Source organism: Micromonospora sp. MA102, from assembly GCF_025460765.1.
GTDB classification, from domain to species: domain Bacteria; phylum Actinomycetota; class Actinomycetes; order Mycobacteriales; family Micromonosporaceae; genus Micromonospora; species Micromonospora halotolerans.
Genome location: NZ_JAMWEG010000002.1, coordinates 402933 through 426978, shown reverse-complemented (window position 1 = coordinate 426978; position 24046 = coordinate 402933). Strand labels below are relative to the sequence as shown.

General features: G+C 73.5%; 25 protein-coding genes. 12 read left to right on the top strand and 13 right to left on the bottom strand.

The annotated features are described in order from the left end of the window. Nucleotides 1-35: 35 nt before the first annotated feature. Both NFX44_RS05400 and NFX44_RS05395 read right to left on the bottom strand, forming a co-directional pair. Complete coding sequence (locus NFX44_RS05400) at nt 36-245, bottom strand: hypothetical protein (RefSeq protein ID WP_262282588.1); 210 nt, start codon at nt 243-245, stop codon at nt 36-38. Between the two features lie 132 nt (nt 246-377). Continuing rightward, on the bottom strand, nt 378-1778 hold the full coding sequence (locus tag NFX44_RS05395) for an NYN domain-containing protein (protein WP_262282374.1): 1401 nt from the start codon (nt 1776-1778) through the stop codon (nt 378-380). A gap of 127 nt (nt 1779-1905) precedes the next feature. Here NFX44_RS05395 and NFX44_RS05390 point away from each other — a divergent pair, with 127 nt between their 5' ends. The 5 genes from NFX44_RS05390 (at nt 1906) to NFX44_RS05370 (ending at nt 7394) form a co-directional block, all read left to right on the top strand. After that, on the top strand, nt 1906-3663 hold the full coding sequence (locus tag NFX44_RS05390; RefSeq protein ID WP_262282373.1) for a DEDD exonuclease domain-containing protein: 1758 nt from the start codon (nt 1906-1908) through the stop codon (nt 3661-3663). A gap of 128 nt (nt 3664-3791) precedes the next feature. After that, complete coding sequence (locus tag NFX44_RS05385; protein ID WP_262282587.1) at nt 3792-5582, top strand: bifunctional (p)ppGpp synthetase/guanosine-3',5'-bis(diphosphate) 3'-pyrophosphohydrolase; 1791 nt, start codon at nt 3792-3794, stop codon at nt 5580-5582. A gap of 48 nt (nt 5583-5630) precedes the next feature. Then, nucleotides 5631-6170 (top strand): NUDIX hydrolase, encoded by a 540-nt coding sequence (locus NFX44_RS05380; protein ID WP_262282372.1) that lies wholly within the window; start codon nt 5631-5633, stop codon nt 6168-6170. Continuing rightward, nucleotides 6167-7054 carry a sugar phosphate nucleotidyltransferase gene (locus NFX44_RS05375; RefSeq protein ID WP_262282371.1) on the top strand — a complete coding sequence of 296 codons (888 nt, stop codon included), beginning with the start codon at nt 6167-6169 and terminating at the stop codon, nt 7052-7054. The genes NFX44_RS05380 and NFX44_RS05375 overlap by 4 nt, the downstream gene beginning before the upstream one ends. Before the next feature lie 52 nt (nt 7055-7106). Continuing rightward, complete coding sequence (locus tag NFX44_RS05370; protein WP_262282370.1) at nt 7107-7394, top strand: Lrp/AsnC family transcriptional regulator; 288 nt, start codon at nt 7107-7109, stop codon at nt 7392-7394. Between the two features lie 66 nt (nt 7395-7460). Here NFX44_RS05370 and NFX44_RS05365 read toward each other — a convergent pair whose 3' ends face one another. The 5 genes from NFX44_RS05365 to NFX44_RS05345 form a co-directional block, all read right to left on the bottom strand. Next, nucleotides 7461-8141: a DUF4142 domain-containing protein gene (locus NFX44_RS05365; RefSeq protein ID WP_262282369.1), complete on the bottom strand. Its 681-nt coding sequence runs from the start codon at nt 8139-8141 to the stop codon at nt 7461-7463. Between the two features lie 209 nt (nt 8142-8350). After that, nucleotides 8351-9982 carry a cytochrome b N-terminal domain-containing protein gene (locus tag NFX44_RS05360; RefSeq protein ID WP_262282368.1) on the bottom strand — a complete coding sequence of 544 codons (1632 nt, stop codon included), beginning with the start codon at nt 9980-9982 and terminating at the stop codon, nt 8351-8353. After that, entirely contained in the window at nt 9979-11067 is a 1089-nt protein-coding gene (locus NFX44_RS05355; protein ID WP_262282367.1) for a ubiquinol-cytochrome c reductase iron-sulfur subunit, read from the bottom strand. Before NFX44_RS05355 ends, NFX44_RS05360 begins: the two co-directional genes overlap by 4 nt. A gap of 67 nt (nt 11068-11134) precedes the next feature. Then, nucleotides 11135-11971, bottom strand: coding sequence for a c-type cytochrome (locus NFX44_RS05350; protein ID WP_262282366.1), 837 nt, complete (start codon nt 11969-11971; stop codon nt 11135-11137). A gap of 72 nt (nt 11972-12043) precedes the next feature. Beyond that, nucleotides 12044-12643 carry a heme-copper oxidase subunit III gene (locus NFX44_RS05345; protein WP_151463215.1) on the bottom strand — a complete coding sequence of 200 codons (600 nt, stop codon included), beginning with the start codon at nt 12641-12643 and terminating at the stop codon, nt 12044-12046. Nucleotides 12644-12751: 108 nt separating this feature from the next. On the opposite strand from NFX44_RS05345, the gene NFX44_RS05340 reads away from it, so the two are divergent. From NFX44_RS05340 to NFX44_RS05325, 4 genes are all read left to right on the top strand, one after another. Continuing rightward, nucleotides 12752-13705: a cytochrome c oxidase assembly protein gene (locus NFX44_RS05340; protein WP_262282365.1), complete on the top strand. Its 954-nt coding sequence runs from the start codon at nt 12752-12754 to the stop codon at nt 13703-13705. A gap of 134 nt (nt 13706-13839) precedes the next feature. Then, complete coding sequence (locus tag NFX44_RS05335) at nt 13840-14238, top strand: hypothetical protein (RefSeq protein ID WP_107077533.1); 399 nt, start codon at nt 13840-13842, stop codon at nt 14236-14238. A gap of 156 nt (nt 14239-14394) precedes the next feature. Continuing rightward, complete coding sequence (trpD, locus tag NFX44_RS05330; RefSeq protein WP_262282364.1) at nt 14395-15441, top strand: anthranilate phosphoribosyltransferase; 1047 nt, start codon at nt 14395-14397, stop codon at nt 15439-15441. Nucleotides 15442-15545: 104 nt separating this feature from the next. Next, the gene (locus tag NFX44_RS05325) at nt 15546-15755 is read left to right on the top strand and encodes a hypothetical protein (protein ID WP_262282363.1); all 210 of its coding nucleotides are present in this window, start codon (nt 15546-15548) and stop codon (nt 15753-15755) included. A gap of 367 nt (nt 15756-16122) precedes the next feature. Here the strand turns inward: NFX44_RS05325 and NFX44_RS05320 are convergent, their stop codons facing one another. Continuing rightward, complete coding sequence (locus tag NFX44_RS05320; RefSeq protein WP_262282362.1) at nt 16123-16548, bottom strand: cytochrome c oxidase subunit 4; 426 nt, start codon at nt 16546-16548, stop codon at nt 16123-16125. A 10-nt stretch (nt 16549-16558) separates the two neighbouring features. After that, on the bottom strand, nt 16559-17530 hold the full coding sequence (coxB, locus tag NFX44_RS05315) for a cytochrome c oxidase subunit II (protein ID WP_262282361.1): 972 nt from the start codon (nt 17528-17530) through the stop codon (nt 16559-16561). Between the two features lie 171 nt (nt 17531-17701). Between coxB and NFX44_RS05310 the strand changes: the two genes are divergently transcribed. Continuing rightward, nucleotides 17702-18853 carry a cysteine desulfurase family protein gene (locus tag NFX44_RS05310; RefSeq protein ID WP_262282360.1) on the top strand — a complete coding sequence of 384 codons (1152 nt, stop codon included), beginning with the start codon at nt 17702-17704 and terminating at the stop codon, nt 18851-18853. Next, a complete protein-coding gene (locus tag NFX44_RS05305; RefSeq protein ID WP_262282359.1) occupies nt 18850-19077 on the top strand; it encodes a sulfurtransferase TusA family protein in 228 nt (75 codons plus the stop codon). The genes NFX44_RS05310 and NFX44_RS05305 overlap by 4 nt, the downstream gene beginning before the upstream one ends. 47 nt (nt 19078-19124) lie before the next feature. Here the strand turns inward: NFX44_RS05305 and NFX44_RS05300 are convergent, their stop codons facing one another. The 4 genes from NFX44_RS05300 to NFX44_RS05285 all read right to left on the bottom strand — a co-directional run bounded on the left by NFX44_RS05300 (nt 19125) and on the right by NFX44_RS05285 (nt 22768). Beyond that, complete coding sequence (locus NFX44_RS05300; protein ID WP_262282358.1) at nt 19125-20099, bottom strand: carbohydrate kinase family protein; 975 nt, start codon at nt 20097-20099, stop codon at nt 19125-19127. 199 nt (nt 20100-20298) lie between these two features. Next, the gene (gene erpA, locus NFX44_RS05295) at nt 20299-20667 is read right to left on the bottom strand and encodes an iron-sulfur cluster insertion protein ErpA (protein WP_262282357.1); all 369 of its coding nucleotides are present in this window, start codon (nt 20665-20667) and stop codon (nt 20299-20301) included. A 156-nt stretch (nt 20668-20823) separates the two neighbouring features. Then, complete coding sequence (locus tag NFX44_RS05290; RefSeq protein WP_262282356.1) at nt 20824-21492, bottom strand: DUF4232 domain-containing protein; 669 nt, start codon at nt 21490-21492, stop codon at nt 20824-20826. A gap of 115 nt (nt 21493-21607) precedes the next feature. Beyond that, the gene (locus tag NFX44_RS05285) at nt 21608-22768 is read right to left on the bottom strand and encodes a glycerate kinase (RefSeq protein WP_262282355.1); all 1161 of its coding nucleotides are present in this window, start codon (nt 22766-22768) and stop codon (nt 21608-21610) included. Nucleotides 22769-22812: 44 nt separating this feature from the next. Between NFX44_RS05285 and nadA the strand changes: the two genes are divergently transcribed. Beyond that, nucleotides 22813-23988 (top strand): quinolinate synthase NadA, encoded by a 1176-nt coding sequence (gene nadA / locus NFX44_RS05280; RefSeq protein WP_262282354.1) that lies wholly within the window; start codon nt 22813-22815, stop codon nt 23986-23988. Nucleotides 23989-24046: the final 58 nt, after the last annotated feature.

The following is a 24046-nucleotide window of genomic DNA, read 5'->3' as shown; positions in this document are numbered from 1 at the left end:
GGCGGCGGCGCGGTGGCCGTGGTGGCCGAGCGGGATCAGGCCACCCGGCGGCCGGACCGACGCCGGGGAGCGGGCGGGGCGGGCAGCACCTGCACCTCGAAGCCGGCCCGGGCGAACACCTCGATCGCCCGGTGCTCGGCGGGGCCCAGGTCAGCCGCCGCGGCACCGGTGTCGAGCAGCGCGGTCACCAGGCAGCCGGAGCACCCGGCGCCCCGGATGCCGCAGGTGTCGCAGTCGATGAGCATCAACGCCTCCTGACGCGTGGCCGGTGGCGGACCGGAGAGGAGCCCGCCACCGTCAGTCACCACGAGGCTAGGCCGGGGGTGTGACAGAACCGGACAACGAGGCAGCACCCACCCCGAACCCGATCATCGGCGTCAGGACCGGGCGAGCCGCCGCAGCAGCGAGTCGGCGCCGAGCGGGTAGGCGCCGTGCCGGCGTACCCCGTCGGCGACCTCGCGGTCGGAGGAGATCACCACCACCGGCCGCCCGGCGGGCTCGGCGCGGACCAGCCGGCGGATCAGCTCGTCCGCCGTCTCCCCCTTGTGGGAGAAGAGCACCCGCACCCCCCGCGGCGCGGGCGGCAGCCCGTGGATCCGTTCGGCGCCGTCGAAGACCACGGTGACCTCGTCACCGGTCTGCGCGGCGATCCCGCCCAGCCCGGTGATCAGCCGCTTGCGCTGCTGCTCCAGCGACATCTCGCCGAAGCCGCGCTTGGTGACGTTGTAGCCGTCCACCACGAGGTGGGCCTTGGGCAGGGCGAGCAGCTGGTCGAGGCGGGCCGGGTCGTCGGTGTCCCGGGCCCGGGTGGCGGCACCGGCCGGGGTGGCCCCGGGCTGGTCGGCGAACGCGTCGGCGACGAAGTCGGCGGGCAGCTTGTCCACCGGGTCCAGGGCCAGCTCGCGGCGGAGCCCGACGGCGGCCTGCCCGATCGTCTCCAGCAGCAGCCACAGCCTGGCTTCGTCGACCGAGCGGGCCTCCTTGGCGCTGACCCGGGCCACCCCGGCCGCGGCCTCCGCCTCGGCCAGCCGGGCCCGGGCCCGGCGCAGCTCGGCGTCCGCGTCGGCGGCCGCGCGGGCGGCCCGGCCGCGCTCGGTGGCCAGCATCTCGGTGGCCTTGCGCTCCCGGGCCTGGGTCTCCCGGAGGGTACGGGTGAGCTGCCGGGCCTCCTCGCGGAGCTGGCCCAGCTCCTCGCGGACCCGGGCGAGCTCGTCGCGGAGCTTCTCCGCCTCGACCCGGGCCACCGCCCGGTCGTGCTCGGCGCGCGTGGCGCGCTGCTCGGCCTCGCGGACCAGCTCGGCGACCACGGCGCTGTCCGCCTCGGCGCGCACCGCGGCGCCGCTGGCCTCGATCAGCTCCCGCCAGCCCCGCGGCCGGGCCAGGTAGGCCAGGGCGGCCACCTCGACCGGGTCGGCCGCCGCCGGGGCGGTGCCCTCCACGACGGCCGCGCCCAGGTCGCCGGCGTCGGCGAGCACCCGGGCGGTGACCCGCTGCCGGAACAGCGGGTCGGCGGTGAGCTGGGCGGCGATGGCCGGGGCGCCGAGCCGGGCGCGCCGGTTGGGGGCGAACTTGGCCACCCGGCGCAGCGGCACCGGCACCTCGTCGGCGGCCAGCCCGGGCAGCACGGCGGCGGTGAGCGACACGATCCGCTGCCGGACCGGCTCGGGCAGGGTGGGCTCCGGCTCGGGCGGTGTGGCGGAGGTCTCACCGGCGTCCTGCGCGGCGACCACCGGCTCCTCCACGGAGGAGTGGTCGTCGTGCGGCTCGGTGAGGGGCATGTGGCAAGTCTCCCACCCCGACCGGGCTCACCGCCGGGTGAGTGAGCCGATCTCTCATCCTACCCCCGTGGTAACTCCTGAGGCTGTCGGGACGGGAGTGTCGGACCCCGCCGCTAGCGTGCCGCGGGTGACGCGAGGGGACTACGTCCAGGAGGCCCTGGCCGGCCTGGACCGGGTGGCGGGCACGGGGGTCGACCCCGCGCTGCCGCTCTACGCGACCACCTTCGTGGTGGTCGACCTGGAGACCACCGGCGGCGCGCCGGACGGCGGCGGGATCACCGAGATCGGTGCCGTCAAGGTGCGCGGCGGCGAGGAGCTGGGCGTGCTGGCCACCCTGGTCAACCCGGGGGTGCCGATCCCGCCGTTCATCACCGTGCTGACCGGGATCACCCAGGCCATGCTGCTGCCCGCGCCACCCGTCGAGCAGGTCCTCCCGAGCTTTCTGGAGTTCGTCACCGACGCCGTCCTGGTCGCCCACAACGCCCCCTACGACGTGGGCTTCCTCAAGGCCGCCTGCGCGAAGCACGGCTACCGCTGGCCCAACCCGCGGGTGCTGGACACCGCCGCGCTGGCCCGCCGGGTGCTCACCCGCGACGAGGTGCCCAACCGCAAGCTGGGCACCCTGGCGGCCTACTTCCGCACCGCCACCCAGCCCACCCACCGGGCGCTCGACGACGCCAAGGCCACCGTCGACGTGCTGCACGGGCTGATCGGCCGGCTCGGCGGGCACCGGGTGGACACCATCGGCGAGGCCATCGAGTTCGCCCGGGCGGTCACCCCGACCCAGCGCCGGAAGCGGCACCTCGCCGAGGGGCTGCCGAAGGTGCCCGGCGTCTACATCTTCCGGGCCGCCGACGACCGTCCGCTCTACGTCGGCACCTCCGGCGACATCGCCACCCGGGTGCGCAGCTACTTCACGGCCGCCGAGAAGCGGGCCCGGATCTCGGAGATGCTGGCCGCCGCCGAGCGGGTCGAGGCGGTCGAGTGCGCCCACTCGCTGGAGGCCGAGGTACGCGAGCTGCGGCTGATCGCCGCGCACGCCCCGCCGTACAACCGGCGGTCGAAGTACCCGGAGCGCCAGGTCTGGCTGAAGCTGACCGACGAGGCGTACCCGCGGTTGTCGATCGTGCGCGACCTGGCCCCCACCGACTCGGCCTACCTCGGCCCGTTCCGCTCCAAGCAGGCGGCCGAGCTGGCCGCCGCCGGGTTCCACGACGCGGTGCCGCTGCGCCAGTGCACCCACCGGCTGTCCCGGCGCACCACCATGCCGGCCTGCGCGCTGGCCGAGCTGGGTCGCTGCCCGGCGCCCTGCGAGCACCGGATCACCCCGGAGGAGTACGACCACCGCGCCGCCGTGCCGTTCCGCGCCGCCACCCGCGACGACCCGCAGGTGGTGGTGGACGCCCTGCTGGCCCGGATCGAGGTGCTCTCCGCCGCCCAGCGCTACGAGGAGGCCGCGGTGGTGCGCAGCCGGCTCGCCGCGGTGCTGCGCGCGGCGGTCCGGATGCAGCGCCTGGCCGCGCTGACCGGCATCGCCGAGCTGGCCGCCGCCCGCCCGGCCGCCGGGGGCGGCTGGGAGCTGGCCCTGGTGCGCCACGGCCGGCTGGCCGGGGCCGGGGTGTCCCCGCCGGGTGTCCACCCGCGACCGACCATCACCGCGATCCGGGCCACGGCCGAGACGGTCCTGCCCGGGCACGGCCCGGTGCCGGCGGCCACCGCCGAGGAGACCGAGCGGATCCTGTCCTGGTTGGAGCGACCGGAGACCCGGCTGGTCGAGACGTCGGCCGGATGGGCGTCGCCGGTCGCCGGCGCGGGCCGGTTCCGTGACCTGCTGACCAAGGCGGAGAACGGCGCGTCCCACCAACTCTCGACCGAACGCTCATGACCAAGTGTCCGATCGGACTACGTCAACTCCCTTAGGCTGTTAAAGAAGTGCAGTCCTGCCCGATTCGCGGGCCTGCCTCCGGTCGCCGGCCCCGGCGTCCCGGGGGCCGGGGTGAGGAGGTGTCCCAGGTGGACGTCGACGCCGGACACGGCGCCGCCCTGGGCGGCGCCCTTCCGACCCAGCCTGGCGACCTGCCACTCTCCCGGCGCCTGCGCTCACTGCTCACCTGGCCCACCACCGACAACGACCCGGTCACGGCGCTGGTCCGCGCCCATCGCGGCATCCATCCCAGCACCGACGCGTCGGTGCTGCGGCGGGCCTACACGATCGCCGAGAACATGCACCGCGGCCAGTTCCGCAAGAGCGGCGAGCCCTACATCACCCATCCGCTGGCGGTCGCCCAGATCTGCGCGGACCTCGGCATGGACACCACCACCCTGGTCGCCGCGCTGCTGCACGACACGGTGGAGGACACCCGCTACACCCTCCAGGCCCTCCAGGAGGACTTCGGGGGCCAGGTGGCCCACCTGGTCGACGGGGTGACCAAGTTCGACAAGGCGTTCTACGGCAAGGCCGCCGAGGCGGAGACCGTCCGGAAGATGATCGTCGCGGCCGGCAAGGACGTCCGGGTGCTGATCATCAAGCTGGCCGACCGGCTGCACAACATGCGCACCCTCGGGGTCCGCTCGGCCGCCTCCCGGGAGCGGATCGCCAGCAAGACCCAGGAGGTGCTCGTCCCGCTCTGCGACCGGCTGGGCATCCAGACCCTCAAACGCGAGCTGGACGACGTGGTGCTGCTGCACCTGCATCCGGAGGAGCACGCGCGGATCGCCCGGTTCGTGCACGACCGGCCGGGCTGGGACGCCTACCTCGACGACGTGGTCGCGAAGACCCGGGCGGCCCTGCGCCGCAGCCGGGTCGACGCCGAGGTCGGCCCCCGCCCCCGGCACCTCTACTCGATCTGGAAGGACACGGTGGCCGGCGAGCACACCGCGCCCTACGACCTGCCCCGCATCGCCATCGTGGTCGACGGCCCGGCCACCGACTGCTACGCCGCGCTCGGCGCGGTGCACGGGCTCTGGCGGCCGGTGCCGGGTCGCTTCAAGGACTTCATCGCCTCCCCGAAGAACAACCTCTACCGGTCCCTGCACACCAGCGTCTGCGGCCCCCAGGACCGGACCGTCGAGGTGCTGATCCGCACCGAGGAGATGCACCACTCCGCGGAGTACGGCGTGGCCGCCCACTACCGCTTCCCCCGCGCCGGCGGCCGGGCCGACGAGCGGACGGACGAGCTGGCCTGGCTGCGCCGGGTGCTCGACTGGGAGCAGGACACGGTCGATCCCATCCAGTTCATGGAGTCGCTGCGCTGCGACCTGGCCGAGGCGCAGATCCAGGTGGTCGCCGACGGCCGGCAGGTGGTGCTGCCGGCCGGGGCCACCCCGGTCGACCTCGCCTACGAGCTGGGCACCGAGCGGGGCGACCACTGCCTCGCCGCGCGGATCAACGGCCGGCTGGCGCCGCTCTCCTCCGAGCTGGAGGAGGGCGACGTGGTGGAGATCTTCACCGAGAGCGACGCGGAGAGCGGCTTCGAGGTCGACGTGGCGCCGCGCGGGCCGCGCCGGGAGTGGCTGGGCTTCGTCAAGTCGCCGCACGCGCAGATGCAGATCAACCGCTGGTTCGCCGAGCACACCGAGCCGGGCATCTCGATCGCCGACAAGGTTCGCCTCGGCCGGGCCACCATCGGCCTGGCGCTGCGCAAGCACGACCGGGGTCTGGCCAGCGACCTGCCGCTGCTGCGGCTCTCCGAGGAGCTGGGCTACCCCGACCTGGAAACCCTGCTGGTGGCGGTCTTCGACCGCACCGTGGAGCCCGACACGGTGGTCCGGCAGCTGATCGATCTGGTCGACCACCGGCAGTAGCGAGCTCCGCTCATCCGCCGGCGCCGCCCGGCCACTAGCCTTACAGGCATGATCCCCCGCGCGCGTGCCACCGGACGGGCCCTCGGCTACCAGATCTTCTACCGGCTCCCCGTCCCGCTGCGGCGGCGGCTGGTCCGGCTCGCCGTGCCGAAGTACATCGTCGGCGCGGTCACCCTGGTCCGGGACTCCGAGGCCGGCGGGGCGGGGCGCATCCTGCTGCTGCGCCAGCCGCCCGGCCACAGCTGGACCCTCCCGGCCGGGCTGCTGCAGCGCGGCGAGGCGCCGGTGGTCGGCGCCGCCCGCGAGCTGCACGAGGAGTCCGGCATCAAGCTGGCCCCCGAACGGCTGCGCCCGGCCGTGCCGAACGCCGTGGTGCACGCCAAGGGCTGGGTGGACGTGGTCTTCGAGACGGAGGTGCCGGCCTCCAGCACCGAGCTGGCGGTGGACGGCGCCGAGGTCTTCGAGGCCGCCTGGCACCCGCTGGACGAGCTGCCCCGGCTGAGCCGGGCCACCGCCAACCTGCTCCGGTACTACGGGATCGGCCCGCGCGCGGACGAGGCCCCGCCGGCGGCACCCCCCGCCGCGTGACCGGCCCCGGCGCGCGCGTGGCCGGGCCGGGCTGGCGGGCCGCCGTCGACGTCTGCGCGGTCGTGCTCGCCGCCGGCGAGGGCACCCGGCTGCGCCCGCTCACCGCGCACCTGCCCAAGGCGCTCTGCCCGGTCGGCAACGTGCCGCTGCTCGACCGGGCCCTGGACCGGCTGGCCAGGCTGGGCCTCACCGGGCCGGACCGGGTCGCGGTGAACGCCTGCTACCTGGGCGGGCAGGTGGTGGCGCACGTGGGCGCCCGGGCGCACCTGTCGGTCGAGCCGGGCGACCCGCTCGGCACCGCCGGCGGGCTGGGCAACCTGCGGGACTGGATCGCCGGGCGGGGCGTGCTGGTCGGCAACGCCGACGCGTACCTGGCCGACCCGGGCGCCCCGCCGGGCCCGGACGTGGCCGCGCTGCTGGACGGCTGGGACGGGCGGAGCGTACGCCTGCTCGGCCAGCCGGCCGACGACCCGGCGGCCCCCGGCACCTTCGCCGGCCACCGGTTCGTGGGGTTCTCGCTGCTGCCGTGGCGGCTGGTCCGGGAGCTGCCGCCGACCTTCGGCGACCTGGTCCGGGCGGTCTGGCGGCCGGCCGAGGCGGCCGGCGCGCTCACCCTGGTCCCCTACCCGGGCACCTTCTACGACACCGGCACCCCGGCCGACTACCTGGCGGCCAACCTGCACGCGGCCGGCCCGGGCGGCCTGGTCGACCCGTCCGCCACGGTCGACGGGCGGGTGACCCGCTCGGTGGTCGGCGCGGGCGCCGTGGTGCGCGGCGCGGTGGACCGCTCGGTCGTCTGGCCCGGTGCGACGGTCGCCGCGGGGGAACGCCTCAGCGGGGTGGTGCGGGCGGGTGCCGACCTGACCGTCCCGGCGGCCCGGTGAGCCGCCCAGCCCTTAGCATGGGCGTCGACGCCGACGAACGGAGAAATGTCCCGTGATCACCGCGATCGTGCTGATCGACTGCGCCACCGACTCCATTCCCGAGGTGGCCGAGACGCTGGCCAACCTGCCCGGCGTCAGCGAGGTCTACTCGGTGGCCGGGCACGTCGACCTGATCGCCATGGTCCGGGTCCGCGAGTTCGAGCAGATCGCCCAGGTCATCGCCGGCCGCATCTCCAAGGTGCCCGGCGTGCTCAACACCGAGTCCCACATCGCGTTCCGCGCCTACTCCCAGCACGACCTGGAGGAGGCGTTCGCGATCGGGCTGGCCAGCGCCGACTGACCCGCACGCCGGTGGCCGGCCCGCCCCCCGCAGGGCGGACCGGCCACCGTCGGTCGTACGCGTGCGTCAGCTCTGGCCGGGCGCCGGGGTCTCCGTGGTGCCCGGAGCGGGCTCCTCGGTGCCGGTGCCGCCCGGAGCCGGCGACTCGGTTCCGCCCGGAGCCGGCGACTCGGTGCCGGTGCCGCCCGGGCTGGGCGTGCCGCTGGCGCTGGTCTGCGGGACCGGGACGCCCAGGGTCTGGGCGAGGGCCACCAGTTCGTCGTAGTGCGCCTGCAGGATCGGCAGGGCGTCCTGGGCGAGCTGGATCACCGACTGCTCGGACCCCTGCGAGATCTCGGTCTGGGTGGCCTGGATGGCCTGGACGTGGCCGGCCAACTGGGCGGTCACCCACGCCTTGTCGAACTCGGCCCCGCTGAGGTTGTTCAGCCGGTCGAGGACCTTCTGCTGGTCGGCGGTCGGATCGGCCGGCAGCTGGACGTTGAGCTGCTGGGCGGTGGACTGCACCGTCTGGTCCAGCTGGGTGTGGTCCGTCACGAACATCTTGCCCAGGTCCTTGACCTGCTGGTTCTGGCCCTTCTGCTGCGCCAGGTTACCCGCGGTGATCTCGAACAGGTTCACCTGGTGCACCGCCTGCAGGTACTGGGTGTCCTGCGTCGACGGCTGCGCCGCGGCCTGGGCCGCGGCGGCGGGTGCGAGTCCCACGAGCACCAGCGCGGCCAGCAGGCCCAGACGTTTGATTCCCAACATGCGTTCCCCCCCTTGAGACGTTGGACCGCACGGATACCCGGCTGACCGGGGTTATTCCTGCGATTCCACCCGTCCGTGTCGGGGGGTGGCGGGACACCGGAGCGGGGCCGACCGGCGTCTCCCGGCGGGAAGGGGACGGCGGAACCGGAAACGGCCGTGGCGCCCGCCGGTGATCCGGCGGGCGCCACGGTCAGTCGTACCCGGGTGGGTCAGCGACGGCTCTCGCCGCTGCCGATCTCCTCCCGCTCCGGTCGGGGCTCGACCGGCGGGTGCCCCGGCGAGACCGGCGCCTCGGCCGGCCTCTCGATCGGGTAGAAGAAGCCCCGGACGGCCGGGCCGAGCGCGCCGAGCCGGTTCATCTTCTTCGGGACCACCCAGCCGACGTAGTCGAGCGCCGGGCCGTGCCCGTCGTGGCCGTCGACCGGGGTCAGCGGCTGGTGGACCTCGACGAACCGGCCGTCGGGCAGCCGCTTGATGATGCCGGTCTCCACGCCGTGGGCCAGCACCTCCCGGTCGTGCTGCTGGAGACCCAGGCAGAGCCGGTAGGTGACGTAGTAGGCCAGCGGCGGGACGACCAGCAGGCCGACCCGGCCGGCCCAGGTCATCGCGTTCAAGCTGATGTGGAACTTGTCGGCGATGACGTCGTTGCCGCCGGAGAGGGTCAGCACGACGTAGAAGGAGACCGCCATGGCGCCCACCGCGGTCCGGGCCGGCACGTCCCGGGGCCGCTGGAGCAGGTTGTGGTGCTTGTAGTCCTTGAGGCGGCGCGCCTCCAGGAACGGGTACATCGTCGACAGGCCCACCAGGATGCCGGGGAGCACGACCGTCGGCCAGAACAGCGGCGGGATGACGTACCCGTCGCCGAGCGGGATGGAGATCTCCCAGGCCGGCATGAGTCGGGTCGAGCCGTCGAGGAACATGACGTACCAGTCGGGCTGGCTGGCGGCCGAGACCACCCACGCCTCGTACGGGCCGAAGTACCAGATCGGGTTGATCTGGAACAGGCCACCCATCAGCGCGATCACGCCGAAGACGACCATGAAGAAGCCGCCCTGCTTGAGCGCGTAGCGCGGGAACATGCGCTCGCCGACCACGTTCTCGTTGGTCCGGCCGGGGCCGGGCCACTGGGTGTGCTTCTGCTTGAAGACCAGGCCCAGGTGGACGCTGATCAGCGCCACCAGCAGCGCCGGGATGAGCAGCACGTGGGCGATGAAGAACCGGCTGATGATGATGGTGCCCGGGAACTCGCCACCGAAGATCGACGAGCTGACCCAGGAGCCGATCACCGGGATCGACAGGATGATGCCGGAGGCGATCCGCAGACCGGTGCCGGACAGGCCGTCGTCCGGCAGCGAGTAGCCGGTGAAGCCGGCCAGGAAGCCGACCCAGAACAGCAGCGAGCCGATGATCCAGTTGGTCTCACGCGGCTTGCGGAACGCGCCGGTGAAGAACACCCGGAGCATGTGCACCACGATCGCGGCCATGAACAGCAGCGCCGCCCAGTGGTGCATCTGCCGCATGATCAGACCGCCCCGGACGTCGAACGACAGGTCCAGGCTGGAGGCGTACGCGGTCGACATCGGGGTGCCCCGCAGCGGGGCGTAGCTGCCGTCGTAGACCACCTCGGTCATCGCCGGCTCGTAGAAGAAGGTCAGGAAGACACCGGTCAGCAGCAGGACGATGAACGAGAAGAGCGCGATCTCGCCCAGCAGGAAGGACCAGTGGTCGGGGAAGACCTTGTTCAGCAGTTTGCGCAGCGGGGTGGCCGCTTGGAAGCGGTCGTCCAACGCCCCGGCGGTCTTGGCCGGCAGCGCGGCCGCATCGAACTTTCGGCGCTTCATGGCCGCTCCCAGAAGTCGGGACCGATGGTTTCGGTGTAGTCGGACCTCGCCACGAAGAAGCCCTCCTCGTCCACCTCGATCGGCAGCTGGGGCAGCGGCCGGTTCGCCGGGCCGAAGACCGGCATGGCGTTGTCGGTGATGAGGAACTGCGACTGGTGGCAGGGGCAGAGCAGCCGGTTGGTCTGCTGCTCGTAGAGGCTAGCCGGGCAACCCGCGTGCGTGCAGATCTTGGAGAACGCGACGTAGTTGCCCCACATGTAGTCGCCGTGGCCCTTGCGCTCGTTGGCGGCGCGCGACTTCTGCGCGTCGTCCTCGCGCAGGTGGATCAGCAGGGTCGGCGAGTCGGCGTGCTTGTTGCTGACGCCGCCCTCGATACCCGGGAACACGGTGAGCTGGCCGCCGACGCTGACGTCCGCCGGGCGGATCGGCCGGCCGTCCTCGCGGATCAGCCGGATCCGCTTGCCGTCCGAGGCCGGCTTGAAGCCGGTGGTGAACATCTGGTTGTTCTTGTGCGGGTTCGAGATCAGGCCACCCACCAGCGGGGCCGCGACGACCGCGCCGACCGGCAGCAGGCCGGCGAGCAGCGAGACGCCGAGCAGCGGCCGGCGCTTCACCCCGAGCTCGTCGGCCATGTACACCATGGTCTCGCCGGTGATCTTGCGCTCCTCCGGGGAACCGGGCTGGTCGTGCCGGTCCTGGATCGAGACCTCCTTCGGCAGGAGCTTCTTGCCCCAGGTGAGGATGCCGAAGCCGATGCCGAGCAGGGCGATGCCCAGGGTCACGCCGAGCAGCGGGGTGAAGTACTTGTCACCACCGCGGCCGGCCTCCCACTTCCAGGGCCACCAGATGTAGATGATCAGGAAGGCGGTGGCCGCGGCGCCGGTCAGCAGGAACATCGAGGCGACCGTGCGGGTCAGCCGACGCTCCGCCTTGCTGCCCGCGACCACCTGCGGCTCGTAGTGGACGATCTCGATGTCGTCCCGCCGCGCGCCCTCCTGGACGATCTCGAACCGGGAGACCCGGGGGTCGTTCACGTCGAGCGGCTCCGGGCCCCGCTGGGCCGGGTGCTCGGTGTGGGTGCTCATGCCGTCACCTCGCTACGGGTGACGCCGGGGGTCGGCGCCACAGCACTGAAACCAATGATCCGCTCGGTCACGACTTGCCCGCAATCCACAGGCTCGCGAAGACCAGCGCGACGATGCCGACCAGGAAGATCGCGAGACCCTCGGTCGAGGGACCGTACCGGCCCAGGTTGAAGCCGCCCTGGTCCTGGTCGTGCTTCAGGGTCTCCTGGATGTAGGCGATGATGTCCGCCTTCTGCTCCGGAGTGATCTGGTTGTCGCCGAACACCGGCATGTTCTGCGGACCGCTCAGCATGGCGGCGTAGATCTGCCGGTCGCTGGCCGGGTGCAGGCTCGGCGCGTACTTGCCCGAGGACAGGGCGCCGCCGCCACCACCGAACGCGTGGCACTGCGAGCAGTTGATCCGGAACAGCTCGCCACCGGCGGCCATGTCGGCGTTCTGGTGCAGGTTGTTGCCCTGCGGCACCTGCGGGCCGCCGCCGAGCTCCTGGATGTACTGGCCGAGCTGGCGCACCTGCTCGTCGGTGAACGCCGGGGGCTTGCGCATGGCCTGGGCTTCCTGCCGGGCCATCGGCATGCGACCGCTGCTGACCTGGAACTCGACCGAGGCCGACCCGACGCCGATCAGGCTCGGACCGCGTCCCTCGACGCCCTGCGCGTTGCGACCGTGACAGGTCACACAGCTCACGTCGAACAGCGCCTTGCCCTCGTTGGCGGCGGCGCTCAGGGGCGGGTTGTCCTGCGCCTGCACACCGGGGGCGAAGACGGTGTAGGCGCCGCCGGCCAGCATCAGCGCGGCGGCCAGCCGGACCGCGGCACCCAGCCGGCGGCGGCCCCTGCTGCGCGCTACGGGCCGCCCGCGCAGGCGCGCGAGCAGACCGCGTCGGCGGTCGTTGTCAGAAGTCATGACCTGTGTCCTTAACCGGTTGGACCTTGTCTCAGGGGACGGAGCAGCGGCGCGATACGTGACGCGCCAAGATCACTGAAGCCAGTAGATCATGGCGTAGAGCCCGATCCACACGACGTCGACGAAGTGCCAGTAGTAGGACACGACGATCGCCGAGGTCGCCTGCGCCGGGGTGAACCGGCCCATGGTGGTGCGGATCATGAAGATGATGAACGCGACGAGACCGCCGGTCACGTGCAGGCCGTGGAAGCCGGTCGTCAGGTAGAACATCGACCCGTAACCGTCTTCGTTGATCTTGACGCCCTCGTGCACCAGGTTGCGGTACTCGTTCGCCTGGCCGAGCACGAAGATCAGACCCATCACGAAGGTGATCGTGAACCACCGGCGCAGGGCGTGGACGTCGCCCTTCTCGGCCGCGAAGACACCGAGCTGGCAGGTCACCGAGGACAACACCAGGATCACCGTGAAGGTGGTCGCGTAGGGGATGTTGAGGATCTCGGTGTGCTTCTCCCACTGCTCCGGCGCCGCCGCGCGGATCGAGAAGTACATCGCGAACAGCGCCGCGAAGAACATGAGTTCGCTGGAGAGCCACACGATCGTCCCGACGCTGACCATGTTGGGTCGGGTCAGGGAGTGGATCCGGCTCTTGTCAATGGCTGGGGCCGCAGTCACGCGGTCATTATTGCCCTTGACCGGGACCGACGATCAGCGGGGTGGCAAACCTGTGCCATCCGTGGCCCGATCGTGGTCGTCCGCTTCGCCTGACCTACCCTGAAAAGCGTGCTGCACGTCGATCCGATCTTCGCCGCCACCTCGGTGGCCCCGGCGACACTCGCCGCGGGGAGCGAGGCCGTCCCGCCGCCGTTCACCGTGGCCCGGGTCCTGACCGAGACCCGGCTGGACAGCTGGCTCACCCTCGGTCTCGTACTCGCCGCCGGCCTTTACCTCTACGGGGTGTACCGGCTGCGGCTGCGCGGCGACCGCTGGCCGGTCGTGCGTACCGTCAGTTTCCTCTTCCCGGGCCTCGGCGGCATCGCCGCGGTCACGGTCAGCGGGCTCGGCGCCTACGACACCGCCCTGCTGTCGGTGCACATGATCCAGCACATGGTGCTGTCCATGATCGCGCCGATCTTCCTCGCGCTCGGCGCCCCGGTGACGCTCGCCCTGCGCACCCTTCCGCTGCGCCCGCGCAAGCGGCTCCTGGCGATCGTGCACAGCCGGGTCGCCCGGGTCTACAGCTTCCCGCTGGTGGCGTTCGCCATCTTCGTGGTGAACCCGTTCGCCCTCTACTTCACCGGGCTCTACGAGATCACCCTCCGGCACGAGTGGGCGCACGAACTCGTGCACGCGCACTTCATCATGACCGGCTGCGTGTTCTTCTGGCCGCTGCTCGGCCTGGACCCGCTGCCGGGGCGCTGGCCGTACCCCGCGCGGGCGCTGCTCATGCTGCTCTCCGTGCCGTTCCACACCGTGCTCGGGCTCACCATCATGCAGAGCACCACTCTGCTCGGCGGCGACTGGTACCCGTCGCTGCATTTGAGCTGGTCCGACCCGTGGAACGACCAGGTGGTCGCCGGCGGCGTGCTGTGGGCCGGCGGGGAGTTCGTCAGCGTCACCATGCTCGCCGTGCTGGTCGTCCAGTGGATCAAGCAGTCCGAGCGCGAGGCCCGCCGGCTGGACCGCGAGCTGGACCGCGAGGAGGCCCGCCAGCGCGCCGCGGAAGCGAGCGCCTGACCCCTACGGCGACTCCGGCTCGGCGCGTCCGACGCCGCGCCGCGACCCGGGAGCCGTCGCCAGGGCGGGGCGACAGGCCGGATGTGACGCCCGCTACGATCGGCGGGCAGCTACGAGGTGGGAGCCACGTCACGATGAGCGATCGTCTTTGCACCGTCCTGCTCTACAGCGACGACCCGAAGGTCCGTGACCGGATGCGACTCGCCGTCGGCACCCGGCCCGCACCCGGGCTCGAGATCGAGTTCGTCGAGGCCGCCGACTACGCCGGATGCGTCCGGCTGGTCGACGACTACGAGATCGACCTGCTGCTGCTCGACGGCGAGGCGAGCCCCGGCGGCGGCCTCGGCATCGCCCGCCAGATCAAGGACGACCGGGACGACGCCCCGCCGACCTGCGTCGTGCTGGCCCGCGCCGCCGACCGATGGCTGGCCGCGTACGCCGAGGTCGACGCCACCCTGACCCACCCGCTCGACCCGGTGACCGCCGGCACCACCGTGGCCGAGCTGCTGCGGCGCACCCACGCCGCGGCCTGAGCCACCCCGCGACGACTCCAGCTCCGCCTGAGCCGTCGTCCCGGCGCCACGGCGACGCGGCCGTGGCGCCGGCTCCCGGCCCTGATCCGGCCGCTGCGCCGCCCGGCGGCGTGGACCGGCCACACCCCCTTCTCACGCCCGCTCGGGAGGCCCGCCATGGGCGAACGGACCTGGCCGCTTCTGCTCAACGCGCTGCTGCGCGGCGAGGAGCTCTCCACCGCCGACACCGCCTGGGCGATGGGCGAGATCATGGCCGGCTCGGCCACGCCGGCCCAGATCGCCGGCTTCGCCGTGGCCCTGCGGACCAAGGGCGAGACCCCCGCCGAGCTGGGCGGCCTGGTCGAGGCGATGCTGACCCGGGCGGTCCCGGTGGCGCTGCCCGAGGAGATCCGGGCCACCGCCCTGGACGTGGTGGGCACCGGCGGCGACCTCGCCCACACGGTGAACATCTCCACCATGGCCGCGCTGGTGGTCGCCGGGGCCGGCGTCCGCGTGGTCAAGCACGGCAACCGGGCCGCCTCCTCCTCGTGCGGCACCGCCGACGTGCTGGAGTACCTGGGCGTCCCGCTGGACCTCGACCCCGAGCAGGTGGCGCGCTGCGTGACCGAGGCCGGCATCGGCTTCTGCTTCGCCGCCCGGTTCCACCCCGGCATGCGGCACACCGGCCCGGTACGCCGCGAGATCGGCGTACCCACGGCGTTCAACTTCCTGGGGCCGCTGACCAACCCGGCCCGCCCCCGGGCCGGCGCGGTGGGCTGCTTCGACCCGCGGATGGCCCCGGTGATGGCGGCCGTCTTCGCCGCCCGGGGCGACTCGGTGATCGTGATGCGCGGCGAGGACGGGCTGGACGAGTTCAGCACGGGCGCGCCGACCCGCGTCTGGGTGGCGCAGCAGGGGGCCGTCAGGGAGGCGCTGCTGGACGCGACGGAGCTCGGGGTACCCCGGGCCACCCTGGCCGACCTGCGGGGCGGTGACGCGGCGTACAACGCCGGGGTCGTCCGGCGGCTGCTGGCCGGCGAGGCCGGCCCGGTCCGCGACGCGGTGCTGGTGAACGCCGCGGTCGCGCTGGCCACCCAGGGCCCGCTCGACGGTGACCTCCACGAGGCGCTGCGCGCCGGCCTGGTCCGGGCGACCGAGTCGGTCGACTCGGGCGCGGCCGCCGGCGCCCTGGAGCGCTGGCTCGAGGTGGCCGGCACGCTCTGACGGGTTTTGTCGGACCTGCCTGCCAAACTACACGGGAGTAATCTTCCGTTTTCCGCCGTTGCGCCGCCGCCAACCGGCGGGCACCGGAACGAGAGGAGACGCCCGTGTCGGACCGCGAGCTCTACTGCGACAGCTGCGAGGGCGTCGTGCTGTTCGAGGCGCCCCCCTGCGTCGACGGGCACGGCGCCGACTGCCCGGAGGTGATCTGCACGGGCTGCGGAGCGGCCGTGCTCATCGCCACGTTCGCCTTCCGCGCCCCGCGCGTGGGCAACCGCCGCACCACCACCAGCGGCACCCACCGCCGCGCCGCCTGATCGGCTCCCGGCCGACCGACCCGCCCGGACGGGCAGCGCCAATCGGAATCGGCGAGACCGCCCGACTGGCCGCCCGAACGGAAGCGGCAGGACCCGCGCCCGAAGGGGCCGGGGCTCCTCCTACGCGATCCGCCCACCCCTTCGTCGTGCAAGGCCGCAGCCCACCGCTCTGCGTGACCCCCTCCGGTGTGCACGGCCCAGCCTCCGCTCGCCGGCGCCGCACCGGGCCGGCCGCAGCCGCACCACACCGCCGCAGCCGACGCACCACCACCGCGGACGCGCGAGAAGGGCGGGGAGAGCGGAAGGGCCGGGAAACGCGGAAGGCCCGCGCCCCGGAGGGGGACGCGGGCCTTGCCGGTGGTTCCGGTCAGTGCTCGGCGGTGCGCCGGGTGCCGGAGTAGTACTCGAAGAGCAGGCCGCAGGCGCCGAAGACGACCGCCACCATGCCCAGGCCGATCAGCCAGAACTGCCAGAAGACCAGGCCGAGACCGGCGATCGCGGCGGCCAGGGCCAGGCCGAACGGCCAGTAGCTGCCCGGGCTGAAGAAGCCGATCTCGCCCGCGCCGTCGGCGATCTCGCCGTCCGACCGGTCCTCGGGCCGCAGGTCGATGCGGCGGGAGACGAACCAGAAGAAGCCGCCGCACATCGAGCACAGCAGGAAGGACAGCAGCAGCGCCACCGTGCCGACCCACTCGACGCGGCCGCCCTCGCCGTACGTCCAGGCGCCGTAGAGGATCGCCGCGCCGAAGAGGAACGTCGCGATGATCAGGAAGATCTTCCACTCGGTCTTCATGCCGGACCCCTCAGCTTCCCGCGCCGGCCGTCGCGTCGGACGGGTTGAAGTTGGCCGTGTTGCGCCGCGTCTTGAACGGCACGGTTTCGGTGGCGTACGGGTCCTCGCCGATCGCCGAGAGCGCGTCCTGGGTCGACTTGCCGGCCTTCTTGGCCGCCAGGAACTGGTCGTACTTCTCGGGCGAGACGACCCGCAGCTCGAAGTTCATGAAGGCGTGGTAGCTGCCGCACAGCTCGGCGCAGCGGCCGACGAAGTGGCCCTGCTGGTCGATGCTGGAGACCTCGAAGGTGTTGCGGATGCTGCCCGGCATGACGTCGCGCTTGAACAGCAGCTCCGGCACCCAGAAGGAGTGGACGACGTCGCGGCTCTGCTCCTCGAACCGGATCGACTTGCCGCTCGGCAGGACCAGCACCGGGATGACCTCGCTGGTGCCCAGCACCGAGGCGACGGTGTTGGCGTCGCGGCCCTGGCCGTCGCGGTAGTTGAACTGCCAGTTCCACTTGAAGGCGACGACCTCGACGGTGACGTCGGGGTTCTTCGACTCCTTCACCACGCCGGTCTGCACCACCGCGGTGTAGTAGAAGAGCACGGAGACCACGAGGATCGGCGCGATGGTGTAGAGGAACTCCATCGGCAGGTTGTAGCGGGTCTGCACCGGCAGGGCGTTGCCGCGCTTCCGGTAGCGGATCACGCACCAGAAGATCAGGCCCCAGACGAACACGCCGACCGCGAGGGCCGCGATGCAGGACGCGATCCACAGGTCGTACATCCGGTGCGACTCGGGCGTGATGCCGCCCTGCGGCCACCCGAAGCCGCCGAACGTCTTGCCGACGTCGCAGCCGGTGAGCAGAACCAGCAGCGCGGCTCCACCGAGGCCGAGCCCGGCGAGTCGACCAGCACCACGCCGCCGGCCTCCGCCGGCCCCCGAGGAAGCGCTGTGCCGTACGGCCGACGGCCGTACCTCCGAACTCCTTGCGACCACCTGGTCCTGCCTCCCTAGCGCGCCGCGGTGATTGTTTCGCTCGACACCGACGGCAAAGGCGTCACCGACGGTCGCAGATTACTCGACCATGGCGGGCCTGACCGTCTTGGGGTCACTGTCCGCCCCCATCGGGGGGATCTTGGGCGTACCGGGGCGATAGCGTGGTCCTTCGTGAGCGCAATCCCGGTCTACCTGGACGCGGCCACCGCCGCCCCTCTGCACCCGGTCGCGCGGCAGGCGCTGCTGGCCGCGCTGGACGACGGCTGGGCCGACCCGGCCAAGCTCTACGGGCAGGCCCGCCGGGCCCGCCAGCTCCTCGACGCCGCCCGCGAGGCGGCCGCGCAGACCCTCGGCGTCCGCGCCGACGAGCTCTCCTTCACCCCCAGCGGTACGGCGGCCGCGCACGCCGCCGTGCTCGGGGGCCTGTCCGGGCGGCGCCGGGCCGGGGCGGCCCTGGTGCACTCGGCGATCGAGCACTCGGCGGTGCTGCACGCCGCGGAGCGGCACGTGGCCGGCGGGGGCGACGCGGTGTGCGTACCGGTGGACCGGCTCGGCCGGGTGGACCTGGACGCCTGGGCGGCCGCGGTGGCCGGCCCCGGCGTGGCCCTGGCCGCCCTCATCGGGGCGAGTCACGAGGTGGGCACGGTGCAGCCGGTGCCCGCGGCGGCGGAGCTCTGCGCCGAGGCGGGGGTGCCGCTGTACGTCGACGCGGCGCAGCTGGTCGGCCGGGCGCCGCTGCCGGCCGGGTGGTCGGTGCTGAGCGCCAGCGCGCACAAGTGGGGCGGGCCGCCCGGCGTGGGGCTGCTCGTGGTGCGCAAGGGCACCCGCTGGGAGTCGCCGTTCCCGGCCGACGAGCGGGAGTCGGGGCGTACCCCGGGGGTGGTGAACCTGCCGGCGGTGGTGGCCGCGGCGGCGAGCCTGCGCGCGGCGGCGGCCGACGCGGCGGCGGAGGCGGCCCGGCTCGGGCCGCTGGTCGACCGGATCCGGGCCCGGGTGGCGGCCGAGGTGCCGGACGTGGAGGTGGTGGGCGACCCGGTGGACCGCCTCCCCCACCTGGTCACGTTCTCCTGCCTGTACGTGGACGGGGAGGCGCTGCTGCACGCGCTGGACCGGAGGGGCTTCGCGGTCTCCTCCGGCTCCTCGTGCACCTCCTCGACGCTGCGGCCGTCGCACGTGCTGGAGGCGATGGGGGTCCTGTCGCACGGCAACGTCCGGGTGTCGCTGCACCGGGAGACCACCGAGGCCGACGTCGACCGGTTCCTGGCCGAGCTGCCCGGGATCGTCGCCGGCCTGCGCGCCGAGGCGGGGGTGACCGGCCTGTGAGCGAGCCGGACGAGGTGCTCGACTGCCGGGGCCAGCGCTGCCCCCTGCCCGTGATCAATCTCGCCCGGCGGCTGCCCGAGCTGCCGGTCGGCGCGGTGGTCCGGGTGCTGGCCGACGACCCCGCGGCCGCCGTGGACATCCCGGCGTGGTGCCGGATGCGCGGCCAGGAGTTCGTGGCCGCCCACCCGGACGGGCCGGGCTACGACGTACGGCGCAGCCGCTGACCCGGCGGGTCAGCGGAGGTGGGCGGGCAACCCCGGCCGCGAGTCGGTCACTGCAGGTGCGGCCGGACGTCCTCGGCGGCCGCGTCGCCGTACGACTCGGCGAGCCGCTTGACGAACAGGTCCCGGCGAACCTCGTACTCCTGGCCGCCGAAGTTCTCCAGCACCAGCGTGGCGAGCAGGCAGCCGACCTGGGCGGCGCGCTCCAGGCCGACCCCCCAGTTGAGCGCGGCGAAGAAGCCGGCCCGGAAGCCGTCGCCGACACCGGTCGGGTCGACCGCCTGGATCTCCCGGGCGATCGGCACGTGGATGGTGCCGACGTCCCGGCCGGCAATCTCCACGCCCTGCTTGCCGAGCGTGGTGACCCGGACCTTCACCCGCTCCAGCAGCTGGGCGTCGGTCAGCCCGGCCTTGCTCTGCAGCAGCGACTTCTCGTACTCGTTGGTCATCAGGTAGTCGGCGCCGTCGACCAGGCCGAGCACGTCCGCGCCGTCCATCCGGGCGAGCTGCTGCGACGGGTCGGCCACGAAGGCGTAGCCGCGCTCCCGGCACTCCGCGGAGTGCCGGATCATCGCGGCCGGGTCGTTGGCGCTGACCAGCACCAGGTCGAGGCCGCCGAGCCGCTGCGCCACCGGGGCCAGCTCGATGTTGCGGGCCTCGCTCATCGCGCCCGCGTAGAACGAGGCGATCTGGCACATGTCGGTGTCGGTGGTGCAGACGAAGCGGGCCGTGTGAGCGATCTCGCTCACGTGCACCGAGTCGCAGTCCACGCCGTGCCGCTCCAGCCAGGACCGGTAGTCGGCGAAGTCCGCGCCCACCGCGCCGAGCAGCACCGGGCGCAGCCCGAGCTGTGCCATGCCGAAGGCGATGTTCGCGGCGGTGCCGCCGCGCCGGAGGACCAGCTCGTCGACGAGGAAGGACAGCGAGACCTTGTCCAGCTGGTCGGCGATGAGCTGGTCGGCGAAGCGGCCGGGGAAGCTCATCAGGTGGTCGGTCGCGATCGAGCCGGTCACGGCGATCTTCATGTCAACCCTCGTGGTCGGGAGCACGGCGCGGGTCAGCCTACCGGTCGCCCCGGCCGGCGGGACGGGGTCGGTCGACAACCCGTCGCCCCCCGTACCTCCGGACCTCACCTCCCGGACACCCGCCGGAGAAGACGGAACCGCGGGGCCACCCCGTGAGGGATGGCCCCGCCGTTCGGCAGGCGTCGTCGGCCCGGTCGACTCAGCTGAACGAGTCGCCGCAGGCGCAGGAGCTGCCGGCGTTCGGGTTGTCGATGGTGAAGCCCTGGGCGTCGATCCGGTCGGCGAAGTCGATGGTGGCGCCGGCCAGGTAGGGGGCGCTCATCCGGTCGACGACGACCTCGACACCGCCGAAGTCGGTGACGACGTCACCGTCGAGCGACCGCTCGTCGAAGAACAGCTGGTACCGCAGGCCGGAGCAGCCGCCCGGCTGCACGGCGACCCGGAGCCGCAGGTCGTCACGGCCTTCCTGCTCGATCAGGGCCTTGACCTTCTGCGCCGCGACGTCGGTGAGGACGACGGTGCTGGGGGTCTTGGCCTCGGTCGACTCGGTCTGCGCTGGCGTGGTCACGTGGAAGTCTCCCTGCGCGGTATGGGGTCCGGACGCACTGGCCAACGCCGCACGTCCGCCAATGATTCCCGGTGTGGTCCAGATCCGATCCTACGCCGCTCCGACCGAGGTCACCCGGCGGCGTGATGACGGACTCGCCCCGATCGGGGCGGACCGTCAGGCGGCCGGCGGGCGTCCGGCCGTGAACGAATCCACCTCGACCGTACCGCCGCAGGCCCGCCAGGCGCCCTCGGCGGCCAGGTGGCCGGTGCCGCCCGGCGGGGTGAGCCGGAGCGCGGCGGCCGGCGGCTCGCACGGCGCTCCCTCGTCGTCCGCCCGGGGCACGTGGCTCAGGGTGACCGCGGTCCAGGCCGCGCCGCCGGGCGCCAGCACCACCCGGTGCGCGGTGAGGTGGTGCCGCACCCCCACCGGGAGGACCCGGCCGGTGGCGTCGACCAGCCGGACCTCGGGGAAGCCGGCCAGCGCGCACTGCCGGCCGGACCGGTTCGTCAGCGCGAGGTAGGCGGTCCCGCTGCCGGCGTGGCCGGACGAGCCGGCGGACGCCAGCGAGAGGTCGGCGGTGCGGCAGTCCGGGGTCCCGGAGGCCGGGCGCGTGGGGCTGGTTGCCGGCCGCGGTGTGGCCGGCGGGGTGTGCGGGGCCGGCGAGGTGGTCGATGCGGTCGGGGCCGCGGAGGCCGTCGGGGCGGTGGCGGAGGGGGCTTCCCGTGCCGGAGCGCAGGCCGTGAGCGCGAGTGCGGTCGCGCCCGCCGCCAGCGCGGCCAACCGGCCGCCGGTCCGCCGCCGTGCCGCCGGGTTCCTGGTCAGGTCTGCCGTGGTCCTGCTCATGTCGACCTCCTCGTCCGGTGTCCCTGGGCACACGCGCCGGGTCCGGGCCGCGTTGCGGCCGGGATCGTCGGGTGCGCGACACCGGTCAGGGCGCGCGGAGGGCGTCCGGGTCGGCTCAGCGGCTCCACTGGCCGGCGAGCCGGGCGCCGAGCGCCCGCAGCCCCTCGGCCGGGCGGCTCATCGCCGCCTCCACTCCCCCGCGCTCCTCGCCGCCGAAGTGCTCGACCAGGCTGTGCGCCTCGGTCACGCCGGCCGCGGCGGCCTCCCGCCGCCCGGTGCTCACCCGGCCGGCGAGGACCACGCAGGGCACCCCCCGGTCCCGGGCGGCCCCGGCCACCCCGGCGACCACCTTGCCGCGCAGCGACTGGTGGTCGAAGGAGCCCTCGCCGGTGATCACCAGGTCGGCGGCGTCCAGCGCGGCGTCCAGGCCGATGGCCCGGGTGACCAGGCCGATGCCGGACTCGCACCGGCCGCCGAGCGCGAGGACCGCCGCGCCGAGGCCGCCCGCCGCGCCGCCGCCGGGCAGCACGCCGAGCCCCGTCGGGCAGCCCGGGAGGTCCCTCTCCAGCACGGCCGCCCAGCGCTCCAGCGCGGCGTCGAGCAGCAGCACGTCCGCGCGGGTGGCGCCCTTCTGCGGGCCGTACACGTTGCTGGCGCCGTGCAGCCCGAGCAGCGGGTTGTCGACGTCGGTGGCGGCGACCAGCGCCGCGCCGCGCAGCCGCGGCGCGCCGTCCAGCCCGGTCACGGCGGCGAGGGCCGCCCCGCCGTACGGCAGGGCCCGGCCGGCCTCGTCCAGCGGGGTGACCCCGAGCGGGGTGAGCATGCCGGCGCCGCCGTCGTTGGTGGCCGAGCCGCCCAGCCCGACCACCACGGTCCGCGCTCCCGCCTCGACCGCCGCGGCGACCAGCAGGCCCAGCCCGTAGGAGGTGGTCGCCTTCGGGTCCCGCTCGGCGGCGGAGAGCAGGTGCAGCCCGCACGCCTGGGCGCTCTCCAGGTACGCCACGCCGTCGTCGGTGAGCAGGATCTCACCGGCGGCGGGCCGGCCGAGCGGGTCGACGGTGGGCACCGGCAGCAGCCGGCCGCCGAGCGCCTCGGCGAGCACGGCGACGAACCCGGGTCCGCCGTCGGCCAGCGGCCGGACCAGCAGTTCGTCGGCGGGGGCGACCTCCCGCCAGCCCTCGGCCACCGCGGCGGCCACGTCCTGGGCCGGCAGCGTGCCGGCGAACTTGTCCGGGCAGAGCAGCACGCGCATGCCGAGCAGTGTGGCAGGCCACATCCGTGGCGGCCGCGCGGCCGTCCCGCTGTGGGACCATGGGGGGCGTGACTTCGACCTGGGTTGAGCCCTCCAACACCGCCACTGCGCTGCTGCTCCTCGGCCGCGGCAGCGACCCCGCCACCGAGCGTGGCGTGGAGTGTCCGGGTGACCTCCCCGCGCCGAGCGACCCGGACCTGGTGGCCCGGGCGGCCGCGGCGAAGGCCGCGCTCGGCACGAAGGTCTTCGTGCTGGGCCACCACTACCAGCGCGACGAGGTGATCCAGTTCGCCGACGTGACCGGCGACTCGTTCAAGCTGGCCCGGGAGGCGGCGGCCCGCCCCGAGGCGGAGTACATCGTCTTCTGCGGCGTGCACTTCATGGCCGAGAGCGCGGACATCCTCACCTCGGACCGGCAGAAGGTGATCCTGCCCGACCTCGCCGCCGGCTGCTCGATGGCCGACATGGCGGTGCTGTCGCAGGTCGAGACCGCCTGGGACGTGCTGACCGAGCTGGGCATCGCGGCGGACACCGTCCCGGTGACCTACATGAACTCCTCGGCGGACATCAAGGGCTTCGTCGGCCAGAACGGCGGCGTGGTCTGCACCTCGTCGAACGCGAAGCGGGCGCTGGACTGGGCGTTCGAACAGGGGCAGAAGGTGCTCTTCCTCCCCGACCAGCACCTGGGCCGCAACACCGCCGTCCTGGAGATGGGCTTCTCGCTGGACGACTGCGTGCTCTACGACCCGCACAAGCCGAACGGCGGGCTGACCCCGGAGCAACTGCGCGACGCGAAGATGATCCTCTGGCGCGGGCACTGCTCGGTGCACGGCCGCTTCACCCTCGACAGCGTCAACGACGTGCGCGAACGGGTGCCGGGGGTCAACGTGCTGGTCCACCCGGAGTGCCGGCACGAGGTCGTCAACGCCGCCGACCAGGTGGGCTCGACCGAATACATCATCAAGACCATCGAGGCGGCTCCGGCCGGCTCGGCGTGGGCGGTCGGCACCGAGCTGAACCTGGTCCGCCGGCTGGCGCTGGCGCACCCGGACAAGCAGATCATGTTCCTCGACCGGGCGGTCTGCTACTGCTCGACGATGAACCGGATCGACCTGCCGCACCTGGTCTGGGCCCTGGAGGAGCTGGTCGCCGGCCGGGTGGTCAACCAGATCACCGTCGACCCGGACACCGCCGGACACGCACGGGCCGCGCTGGACCAGATGCTCGCCCTTCCCGGCGCCTGATCACCCTCGGTCACATCACTGGTACGGAAACGCACCGGAATCCCCGGTTCGTGCCCTC